9 protein-coding genes are annotated in these 10,801 nt (G+C 37.9%); 6 read left to right on the top strand and 3 right to left on the bottom strand.

The genetic code is table 11. The features are described from left to right. Positions 1-109 precede the first annotated feature (109 nt). From ACHABW_RS00990 to ACHABW_RS01000, 3 genes are all read left to right on the top strand, one after another. Positions 110-370: a stage V sporulation protein S gene (locus ACHABW_RS00990; RefSeq protein ID WP_110936293.1), complete on the top strand. Its 261-nt coding sequence runs from the start codon at positions 110-112 to the stop codon at positions 368-370. Positions 371-812: 442 nt separating this feature from the next. Continuing rightward, on the top strand, positions 813-2,555 hold the full coding sequence (locus tag ACHABW_RS00995) for a 2-oxoacid:acceptor oxidoreductase subunit alpha (RefSeq protein ID WP_435753652.1): 1,743 nt from the start codon (positions 813-815) through the stop codon (positions 2,553-2,555). Between the two features lie 3 nt (positions 2,556-2,558). Further along, positions 2,559-3,425, top strand: coding sequence for a 2-oxoacid:ferredoxin oxidoreductase subunit beta (locus ACHABW_RS01000; protein ID WP_435753653.1), 867 nt, complete (start codon positions 2,559-2,561; stop codon positions 3,423-3,425). A gap of 306 nt (positions 3,426-3,731) precedes the next feature. On the opposite strand, the gene ACHABW_RS01005 is transcribed toward ACHABW_RS01000, so the two are convergent. The 3 genes from ACHABW_RS01005 to ACHABW_RS01015 form a co-directional block, all read right to left on the bottom strand. Beyond that, a complete protein-coding gene (locus ACHABW_RS01005; protein ID WP_435753654.1) occupies positions 3,732-5,075 on the bottom strand; it encodes a CitMHS family transporter in 1,344 nt (447 codons plus the stop codon). Positions 5,076-5,252: 177 nt separating this feature from the next. Beyond that, positions 5,253-5,972 carry a response regulator gene (locus tag ACHABW_RS01010; RefSeq protein WP_435753655.1) on the bottom strand — a complete coding sequence of 240 codons (720 nt, stop codon included), beginning with the start codon at positions 5,970-5,972 and terminating at the stop codon, positions 5,253-5,255. Positions 5,973-5,990: 18 nt separating this feature from the next. Beyond that, positions 5,991-7,631, bottom strand: coding sequence for an ATP-binding protein (locus ACHABW_RS01015; protein ID WP_435753656.1), 1,641 nt, complete (start codon positions 7,629-7,631; stop codon positions 5,991-5,993). 268 nt (positions 7,632-7,899) lie between these two features. Between ACHABW_RS01015 and miaB the strand changes: the two genes are divergently transcribed. From miaB to ACHABW_RS01030, 3 genes are all read left to right on the top strand, one after another. Further along, on the top strand, positions 7,900-9,444 hold the full coding sequence (gene miaB / locus ACHABW_RS01020; RefSeq protein ID WP_435753657.1) for a tRNA (N6-isopentenyl adenosine(37)-C2)-methylthiotransferase MiaB: 1,545 nt from the start codon (positions 7,900-7,902) through the stop codon (positions 9,442-9,444). Position 9,445: 1 nt separating this feature from the next. Beyond that, complete coding sequence (locus tag ACHABW_RS01025; protein WP_110936286.1) at positions 9,446-9,871, top strand: RicAFT regulatory complex protein RicA family protein; 426 nt, start codon at positions 9,446-9,448, stop codon at positions 9,869-9,871. A gap of 296 nt (positions 9,872-10,167) precedes the next feature. Continuing rightward, entirely contained in the window at positions 10,168-10,737 is a 570-nt protein-coding gene (locus ACHABW_RS01030) for an outer spore coat protein CotE (protein ID WP_435753658.1), read from the top strand. The last annotated feature ends 64 nt before the right edge of the window (positions 10,738-10,801 follow it).

A 10,801-nucleotide genomic window follows, 5' to 3' on the forward strand; every position in this document is an offset into this window, starting at 1 on the left:
TCCTTTTTTGATAGGTTGATCAAAGAAAGAGCGATTAATTTCAAATCCCATGGTGCTAACTTGATGTTTGGCAATCGATTGAACAACAATTCCAAAAGGAGGTTCTGAAATGGAAATACTAAAAGTTTCAGCAAAATCCAATCCAAATTCTGTAGCTGGTGCATTAGCCGGAGTCATTAGAGAAAGAGGACACGCAGAAATTCAAGCAATTGGAGCAGGTGCATTAAACCAATCAGTGAAAGCAGTTGCCATCGCTCGAGGTTTTGTAGCACCAAGTGGTATCGATCTTATTTGTATTCCAGCATTTACAGATATTAAAATCGATAATGAGGATCGAACCGCCATTAAGTTGATCATTGAGCCCCGATAAATCAAAAAATACCTGACTTTCTCAGTCGGGTATTTTTTTGTGGAAACACTTGAACCATAACAGGAAAGAAACCTATATGAGTGGGGCTATTCATTGAATAAAGATTAGCTAAATGCCCACAAAAGAAAATTGAATATTCTAACTTTCGTCTAGGAAAGGTCAGAGATTATGTTACAATAGAAATAGATATATCAACTTACGTAAGATGAGAAGCAACACTTCTTTTACTTATTCCAGCTCGCATATTGTTCAAAACGTTCTTCAGCCAGAGCTAATTAAATGGAAGTGTCAAACTCATTTAATAGTAGTTTAAGGTATATAGCAACTAGGGGAAGCATAATAGATTAACTAACTACATGAATGTATTCGCATTCATAGAAGGATTATCACTTGTATTAGATGGGAAAACGTCCGGTGCAGATGAAAAGGAGTGTAGTGAATAATGATAAATCAACTTTCATGGAAAGTTGGGGGACAGCAAGGGGAAGGTATTGAAAGTACGGGAGAGATTTTTTCAATGGCTTTAAACCGTCAAGGCTATTTTTTATATGGTTATCGCCATTTTTCTTCGCGAATCAAAGGTGGACATACCAATAATAAAATTAGGGTTAGTACAAAGGCAACGAATTCTATTTCAGATGATTTAGATATTCTCGTTGCTTTTGACCAAGAAACGATTGATGTAAATCACCATGAACTTAGTTTGGGAGCAGTTGTAATAGGTGACAGTAAATTTACACCTAGTCTTCCGGAAGGATCACATGCAAAGTTATTTTCGGTTCCTTTCACTAAAATTGCGACAGATTTAGGTACCTCATTGATGAAAAATATGGTCGCCGTTGGAGCTTCGGCAGCCGTGATAGGATTAAATCCAGAAATGTTTAAATCAGTAGTCGAACAAATTTTTTCCAAAAAAGGTGCAACAGTTGTAGAAAAAAACATGGATGCCATTCGAGCAGGGATGGAATATTTCCAGAAAGAAGCTAGCGGAAACGTTGGAGATTTTTCATTAGAAAAAGCAGACGGTAAACATCGTATGTTTATGATTGGTAACGATGCGATAGCACTAGGAGCATTAACTGGTGGCGCTAGATTTATGCCTGCATATCCTATAACACCAGCTTCTGAAATTATGGAGTATCTTATTAGGAAATTACCCGATTATGGCGGTACGGTTATTCAAACGGAAGATGAAATCGCAGCATGTACCATGGCGATCGGTGCAAATTATGCGGGGGTTCGCTCATTAACTGCTTCGGCTGGTCCTGGATTGTCTCTCATGATGGAGGGAATTGGCCTTAGTGGCATGACAGAGACACCATTGGTCATAATAGATACGCAGAGAGGCGGTCCGAGTACAGGACTCCCTACAAAGCAGGAGCAATCCGATATTTTTGCCGTTATATTTGGTACTCACGGGGAAATTCCTAAAGTTGTGTTAGCCCCTTCAAGTGTGGAAGAAGCATTCTATGACACGATTGAAGCATTCAATATCGCAGAAGAGTATCAAGTGCCGGTTATCCTTATGACAGATTTAGCACTTTCACTTGGGAAGCAAACTGTGGAACCACTTGATTTTGAAAAAGTAGAAATCCGTCGGGGGAAATTAGATCCTGAAGAAGTTCTTCCAGAGCAAGAAAAAGGGGTATACTTCAAGCGTTACGATGTTACAGAAGATGGTATTTCCAAACGAGTTATTCCAGGCATGCCTAATGGACTTCATCATGTAACTGGTGTAGAGCATAATGAACAGGGAAAACCATCAGAAAGTCCTGAGAACAGGAAAGCTCAGATGGATAAGCGTATGAGAAAGCTAGATACGTTAATTGCTAATTTCCCAGTCCCAGTAGTAAAAGACGAAAAACATGATAATGCAGATGTATTAATTTTAGGTGTTAACTCTACTAGAGGAACGATTCAAGAGGCAATCCCAATGCTTGAAAAAGATGGCGTTAAAGTAAACCACGGACAAATACGTTTATTACATCCGTTTCCAACGGATGAGTTAGAAAGTATGATAGAGAAGGCAAAGAAAGTCATTGTGATTGAAAATAATGCTACGGGTCAAGTGGCGCAATTATTGAAAATGAATACTCGTTTAAATAAAGTAGAGTCCATTTTAAAATATGATGGAAATCCATTTTTACCTTCAGAGATTCACAACAGATGCAAGGAGGTACTTTAAAGTATGGCGACGTTTAAAGATTTTAGAAATAATGTAAAACCAAACTGGTGTCCAGGGTGCGGTGATTTTTCGGTACAGGCGGCAATACAACGTGCAGCGGCAAACGTCGGTGTTATTCCAGAGCAATTAGCGGTAGTGTCAGGCATCGGCTGTTCAGGTAGAATCTCAGGATATATTAATTCATACGGTCTTCACGGTATCCACGGACGATCATTACCAATTGCTCAAGGTGTCAAGATGGCAAACCGTGAGTTGACTGTTATTGCTTCAGGAGGAGACGGAGATGGTTTTGCAATCGGAATGGGTCATACCATCCATGCTATTCGCAGAAACATTGATGTCACGTATATCGTAATGGACAATCAAATATACGGATTAACGAAAGGGCAAACCTCTCCGCGAAGTGACTTGGGCTTCAAAACAAAAAGCACACCAGAGGGATCTATTGAGTCATCCTTAAGTGTGATGGAACTGGCCTTAGCTTCTGGAGCAGGATTTGTTGCTCAAAGTTTCTCCAGTGATTTAAAAGAACTAACGTCTCTTATCGAACAAGGGATGAATCATAAAGGTTTTTCTTTAATCAATGTATTTAGCCCATGCGTAACTTTTAATAAAATCAACACGTACGCTTGGTTCAAAGAAAACTTGATTTCTCTCTCAACGATTGAAGATTATGATCCTGAAAATCGTATGAAGGCTATGAACACACTAATGACATACGATGGCCTTGTAACAGGCTTAATTTACCAAAATAAACAAAAACCGTCCTATGAATCGATGGTGAAAGGATTTAAAGAAGAATCACTTGCTTCACAGGAATTATCGCTGAAAAAAGAAGAATTTGAACAACTAGCAGCGGAATTTATGTAATTGCTAGTGGGTAAAAATAACTTTTGCATTACTTATATGCTCCCCTAAAGATAGAAGAAATCAGCCTCCTCGAACACAGACGGAAGGGCACTGAAAAAGTAGATTTTTTACTTTTTCAGTGCCCTTTTTGATAATATCAGAATTTATATGTTTTTCTATTTTAACAGGTAAGAAGCACAAAATTCTTGTTTGCTCGAGGAGGCTAGCGGATCATCCACGGAAAGGGAGCTGAAATTCTTTCAAACAACCTTCAATGATAACAAAACAAAATAGATACAAAAGACGCTACGCGTTTTTCTTAGGCTACTATAAAGAAATAATCCCCATCATGATCGCTACGCCAAGTAATACAATACTGAAACCCCACATCCAGAAAAAAGAGTAACGAATATGTTTACCCATTTCAAGACCGGCTAATCCAAGTGCGAGCCAGAGAGCAGGGGAAAAGGGACTTATAAACGTTCCAATAATATTTCCAATCATCATCGCATAGGCAGCAGATACACCTTCCACCCCATAGCTAGTAACAATTTGTTCTACGACTGGAAGTAAAGCAAAATAGTAAGCGTCAGTGTTTAATATTAATTCAAAAGGGACACCGAATACGCCGATTATGATATGCAAGTAAGGAACAAGTAAAGCTGGTAAAATCAGGACTAAATCTGTTGCTAAAGAATCCAACATGCCTGTTCCAGTCAAAATACCTAAAAATGAACCTGCAGCCAAAATAATGGATGCCATCAACAGTGCATTTGGAGCATGTGCTTTGATTCGTTCCATCTGCTTATCTACCTTTGGATAATTTAACGGTAAAGCAATGCTTAAGCCAATCATAAAGACAAAGCCGGCTGGAATGATTCCCCATACAAGCATCGCGATTAAACCGACTGTTAAAAGCAAATTAATCCATAGCAATTTAGGACGAAGTAAGTTATTTGTGTTTTGTTTTTCTAATGAATCATCACTCATATCAGATTCATCTAGTTCAAGAGCTGCAGCAGCCTCTGAATCAGGACTAGTTTGAGGACCTAACTTGCTTATTCTGCGCTGCTCACGCATTCCTAGAATAATAGCCATACCAACTAGTAATAACAAAGCAATGATTTGTAAAGGAATGAGAGGTCTCCAAAGTTCTGAAGGATCCACTCCCAAAACTGCTGCTGTACGACCAAGAGGACCACCCCAAGGCACCATGTTAATAATACTAGCACTTGTACCAACTAATAGAAGGAGAAGATACGGGCTCATTTTCAGACGTTTATAAAGAGGCAATAAAGCTGGAATAGTGATAAGGAACGTGGAAGCCCCGGATCCATCAAGATGAGCAATGGCACCAATGATCACCGTACCTACTGCAACGGCAATAACGTTTCCCCTGGAGAATTTGATCATTTTATTAATAATTGGATCAAAAAGTCCAGCGTCTTGCATGACACCGAAATAAAGGATAGCAAAAATGAACATGATGACAACGTTGATAACGCTATCAATTCCCTCATTAAAAAATTCACCGATTTCCGAGATACCAAATCCCGCTAAGAGTGCACCTAAAATAGGGATAATAACAAGACCGATAATCGGACTGATCTTTCCTTTAATAAGTAAAAATACGATTGCGAAAATAGTAGTAAAGGCTATAATACTTAACATGCTTTTCCCTCCATCATAAAAAAGTAAGTGGAAGAGGGAATATAATGGAAGCGCATACAAATTAATTGCATAATTATTATAATTCCCTCTTCTCATCGTGTTGCTTGTAAGAAAAAGATACCATACAAAGAAAAGAGGGGGCAGATTAGTTATATAAATCGATTAAAAACTATTTTGTTAGTTTTGTTCATTTTGTTCACAGATGTAACGTCTTTCTGGTCGACCAACTTCCCCATAGCTTTGTTTAACCTTTAATTCATTAATGGAGGTCATATATTCCAAATAACGTCTCACCGTAGAACGGCTGGCACCTAGCTTTTTACTAACCTCTACCGCTGTCACACCTTCACGGTTAAGAGGCTGTAATATTTCTCTGATTTTATCAAGAGTCATTCCATCGATCCCTTTAGGGAGTATTTTAGGGTGAGAGGGATTTTCATGTCTCATTGACTCCTGGACACCGGTTAACATATCAATCTCTTTCTGGTCCATCGTACTTTTAGAATCCAAAAATGTTCGGCGTTCTTTAAATCTATCCAACGTTGCTTTTAATCTAGAAAAATCTACCGGTTTAACAATGTAATCAAAAATTCCTCCTCGAAGGGTGTCCTCAATCATCGTTACTTCTTTTGTAGCTGTTACCATGATAATGTCGATTTGATGATAAGTTTTTCGAATACTCCAAAATAAATCTAATCCTTTAACATCCGGAATATAAACGTCTAACAAAATAATGTGAGGTAAAGGGGTGTTCTTTTTCAAAAACTCGAGCGTCTCTTCACCAGACTTTGTCAAACCAACAATTGAAAAACCATCCAGTTTTGAAATGAATTCACTTGTAATATCAGCAATCCGAAAATCATCTTCAACAATTAAAATACGAAAGTCTTCAGTCATTATTCATGCCTCTCTTCTTTAGTCTTCAAATTTAGGTATGGTGATAACAAAGCAGGCCCCACCAAGGTCTGTTTCTTCAAGAAATATATCTCCGTTAACTTCAGATATTATTTGCTTTGAAAGGGCTAGTCCAACACCTCGATGGTATCCTTTTTTCGTTGAGAAGCCTTGGTGAAAGATTTCTTCCATATCATCTAATGACACTCCTGACCCCGAATCGTCCACTTCCATTAAGACATCATCTCCTAGATCAGTAAAAAAGATAGATATTTTCCGTTCTGTTCTTATTTTGAGTTGGACGGCATCCATGGCGTTATCAATTACATTACCTAGTGCCGTAAGCAGTGCTTCCCGCTTTCGATCAGACATATGGGCCGTAAGTTGACTATCAGGGTGGATGGATAAAGAAATTTGTCTTTCACTTGCTTGATTTAATTTACCTAAGATGAGGGCACTTAATAATGGGTCGGATATTTTTTCAATAACAATTCTGATCCACTCCTGTTGGAGATTACTTTCTTTCTTAATAAATTCTATCGCTTCTTTGGTATGTTTTAATTGTAGCAAGCCAAAAATAATAGAAAGTTTATTCGAAAACTCGTGTGTTTGTGCTCGCAGCGCTTCCGCATATTGTTTAACTCTAGTGAGCTCCATCGTCAACATTTCCATTTCTGTTTTATCTCGGAATGTCGCAACAGCACCGATTAACATATTTTCATAGTAAATTGGCACCCTGTTAACTAAGATACTAACGCTCCTAACTTGCATTTCACGGTTAAATTGGCTTTGTCCATCTTTTAATACTTCTGGAAGTTGAGATTCCGGTAAAACATCACTTATTTGGGTTCCTATATAATGAATTGACTCTCCATCAAATAATAATTTTTGTGCCGATTCATTGATTAATGTAATCGTACCCTTTTGATTAACAGCGATAATACCTTCATGTGTCGATTGTAAAATGGTTTCTTTTTGTAATAACAGGTGGGAAATTTCCTCTGGTTCTAAACCGAATAGTATCCTTTTAATATAGTTAGAAACGAAAGTTGCACCGATAATACCTATTAATCCTATGATGATCAAAACAAGCCATATCTCTTTACTATGTGCCTGAATAACATTTTCAACATCCTTAGCTAAAAATCCGACGGAAACAACACCAATAATCTCTCCATTATTAGACAGGACAGGAACTTTCCCTCGCAAAGATTGTCCTAACGAGCCGAGAGCAGTTGATACATAGGATTCACCGAGTGCTAGTGCTCGGTGGTTATCTTCACCGACCATTTTTTTGCCGATTTGGGAATGATTTGGATGAGAATAACGTATTTCCTCTTTATTACCAACGACGATAAATTCCGCACCAGTTGCTTCACGAATATCAGAAGCGATAGGTTGGATTGTAGATGCTGGATCCTCATCCTCAAACGCTTGAATTAATTCTGGTATGTGTGCCACACTTTCGGCAACATTTAAGGCTTGTTCACCCATACTTTCTTCTAATGTATTCGTAAACAAATAATTGATAAGTAAACCTAGGATTAAAAACATACCAGTTATTAGCAGTGTGATAAGGAAAATCATTTTTATCTTAAGGGTCATTTTTGAATGTGGTTTTACAAGGTGCTTTTTATTTGCTGTATTTAAGAAATCTTTCATCGTGTCAGCACCTTTCTTTAGAGAGTGTAGACAGTTACCCATTGAGTCTACTATACAGTTCACTAAAGAGGAAGAGAGTTTTTATGAACTTTTAATGAGAATGATTAGAGATTACTTAGCATATATCTCGAATGCTTGATGGTCACTAGCAGTTATCGGTCTTGCTAACGGAAGGCAATTGCTATCTCTATACAAATGGTTGTATAACGCTTTAAAACCCTTTATACTTTATACGGTATGTTAATTAGTAAAGGAGATTGAATGGCACATGAATGAAGATCAGAAAAAACAACAAGTGAAAGCGATGGAGGGGACTTCTTCTGCGGACGTAAAATCCGAACAGAATAAAGATTACTCTCAGTACTTTCAAACGAGCTACACTCCGCCTGATTTAAAGCAGGCAAAAAAGCGTGGAAAAGAAGATGTATCTATCTTATATAACTTTGATATCCCGGAAGATATGCAAGGGATTGGTAAAGGGAAAAAATTCCTAATTCGAACATATGGTTGCCAGATGAATGAACACGATTCAGAGAATATAGCGGGGATTCTGTTGCAAATGGGTTTTGAATCAACAGCAGTTGCAGAAAGCGCTGATATTATTCTTTTGAATACGTGTGCTATTCGGGAAAATGCAGAAAATAAAGTGTTTGGTGAAATTGGAAATTTAAAACCGATGAAATTGGAAAACCCAGGTCTAATTGTCGGGGTTTGTGGCTGTATGTCACAAGAAGAATCGGTCGTAAACCGTATTCTTCAAAAGCACCCGCACGTGGATTTAATTTTCGGTACTCACAACATTCACCGATTGCCTGATCTCTTGAAAAATGCTATCTTCAGTAAAGAGATGGTGGTTGAGGTTTGGTCCAAAGAGGGCGATATTATTGAAAATATGCCTCGCGCAAGAAAAGGCAAGATTCAAGGCTGGGTAAATATCATGTATGGCTGTGATAAGTTCTGTACGTATTGTATTGTACCTTATACAAGAGGCAAGGAGAGGAGTAGACGGCCTGAAGACGTTATCGAAGAGGTCCGTCACCTTGCAAGAAGCGGTTATAAAGATATCACATTGCTTGGTCAAAATGTAAATGCCTACGGAAAAGATCTTGTGGACATGGAATACGGTCTCGGAGATTTAATGGAAGAAATCCGGAAAATAGATATTCCTCGCGTTCGATTTACAACGAGTCACCCAAGAGATTTCGATGACCACTTAATCGAAGTTTTAGCTAAAGGCGGGAATATGGTTGAGCATATTCATTTACCGGTACAAAGTGGTAGTAATGCTGTTTTGAAATTAATGGCTAGAAAGTATACTCGTGAACATTATGTGGAACTGGCTAACAAGATCAAGACGGCAATTCCGCATGCATCGTTTACAACAGATATCATCGTAGGGTTTCCAAATGAGACCGAAGAACAATTTGAGGATACACTCTCATTAATGAGGGAAATGAACTACGACAGTGCGTATACGTATATTTATTCTCCAAGAGATGGCACGCCAGCAGCTAAGATGGAAGACAACGTGCCAATGGAAGTGAAGAAGGAAAGATTACAGCGTTTAAATGCCTTAGTTAATGAAATGTCTGCAGCCAATAACCTTGCTTACCAAGGAAAAGTGGTTGAAGTATTAGTAGAAGGTGTCAGTAAGAAAAATGAGGACGTACTTATGGGTAGAACCCGTACGAATAAATTAGTTAACTTTCGAGGGACCGATGCGTCCATTGGTACACTTATTCAAGTGAAAGTAACAAATGCAAAAACATGGTCATTAGATGGCGAAGTTGTAGAAACGGTTGGGGTGAATTAGTATGAGTGGAACATATACAAAACAAGATATCGTAAAAAAAGCTAGAGAATTGGCGGCAATGATGGCTGAAACGGAAGAAGTCGATTTTTTCAAACGCGCGGAATCACAGATTAATGATCATTTACGCGTCCAGGAAATTATTGGGAAAATCAAGGCTTTACAAAAAGAAGCTGTTAATTTAAAACATTATCAAAAAACAGAAGCTTTGAAGGCTACGGATGCTAAAATTGATGCCCTTCAAGACGAATTAGAGGGTATCCCATTGGTTGAAGAGTTTAAACAATCACAAACAGAAGTTAATGAATTAATGCAATTAGTGAGTAATACCATTTCGAATACAGTGACAACAAAAATTATTGAATCTACTGGTGGAGATCTTCTTCAAGGGACAACAAATAAAAACCCTTTAAAATCAGGCGGTTGCTAATAAAAATATTCTAGAGTAGAGAAAAGTCATTTCCAATTTGGAAATGACTTTTTTTAATTCTTCCAAACAACCTTCCGTGATAACAAAAGCAACAAAATAGAAAAAAAGGACACAAAAATTTGCAATGCAGTTTTTCTTATCATTTTTTCAAGAAAAGGGACATATACATCATTGAACAGGCGATCACTTATTTATTTATTAAAAATAACACACTAGGTATTTGTCTTGCATAGGATGCAAGCGAGAGGTTTTTAGAGAATGTCACGTAGTTTATTTACGTGCAAGGAGGGAATTCGATGTCAGCTTCAGATAACGATCAACACTACAGGGAAATAATTACGAAAGCTGTTTGTGGAAAAGGAAGAAAGTTTTCGGAAACCAAGCATATTGTAGCACCAGAAGATCAGCCTACCAGTATTCTTGGTTGTTGGATTATCAATCACAAATATGCTGCGAAAAAAAAGGGTGATGCAGTAGAAATGCGGGGTTCATATGATATCAATATTTGGTATTCTTACTCCGGTAATACGAAGACAAAAGTAGCGACCGAAACTGTGAAATATACAGATGTCGTGCCATTAGTTATGCAAGACAGTGATATCTTGTCAGGAGATATAGAAGTTGTCGCACGAATGGTGCAGCAACCAAATACGCTAGAAGCCCTTATTGCATCTAATGAAAAAGACGTGGAGATCCAAGTAGAAAAAGAATTCATGGTTGAGGTAATTGGGGAAACAAAAATAACAGTCTTAGTGGATCCTGCCGCAACATCAGATTTTGACGATGACCTAGATAGCGATCAAATAAAAGATGGAGATTTTGAAGACCTCGATCCTAATTTTTTAATGGGTGATCTTGAAGAATAGGATCTTGGGAGAATCAGGCACATCCTTACGAAGGAATTAAAACTTCGTAAGGATGTGTTTTGTT

Origin of the sequence: Salipaludibacillus sp. CF4.18 (assembly GCF_051262595.1) — a bacterium.
Classification (GTDB): domain Bacteria; phylum Bacillota; class Bacilli; order Bacillales; family Salisediminibacteriaceae; genus Salipaludibacillus; species Salipaludibacillus neizhouensis.

Bases quoted from the DNA above. Each gene is read 5' to 3' on its own strand.
- miaB (WP_435753657.1), top strand. From the start codon at position 7,900: ATGAATGAAGATCAGAAAAAACAACAAGTGAAAGCGATGGAGGGGACT.
- ACHABW_RS00990 (WP_110936293.1), top strand. From the start codon at position 110: ATGGAAATACTAAAAGTTTCAGCAAAATCCAATCCAAATTCTGTAGCT.
- ACHABW_RS01010 (WP_435753655.1), bottom strand. From the start codon at position 5,972: ATGACTGAAGACTTTCGTATTTTAATTGTTGAAGATGATTTTCGGATT.
- ACHABW_RS00995 (WP_435753652.1), top strand. From the start codon at position 813: ATGATAAATCAACTTTCATGGAAAGTTGGGGGACAGCAAGGGGAAGGT.
- ACHABW_RS01025 (WP_110936286.1), top strand. From the start codon at position 9,446: ATGAGTGGAACATATACAAAACAAGATATCGTAAAAAAAGCTAGAGAA.
- ACHABW_RS01015 (WP_435753656.1), bottom strand. From the start codon at position 7,631: ATGAAAGATTTCTTAAATACAGCAAATAAAAAGCACCTTGTAAAACCA.
- ACHABW_RS01005 (WP_435753654.1), bottom strand. From the start codon at position 5,075: ATGTTAAGTATTATAGCCTTTACTACTATTTTCGCAATCGTATTTTTA.
- ACHABW_RS01030 (WP_435753658.1), top strand. From the start codon at position 10,168: ATGTCAGCTTCAGATAACGATCAACACTACAGGGAAATAATTACGAAA.
- ACHABW_RS01000 (WP_435753653.1), top strand. From the start codon at position 2,559: ATGGCGACGTTTAAAGATTTTAGAAATAATGTAAAACCAAACTGGTGT.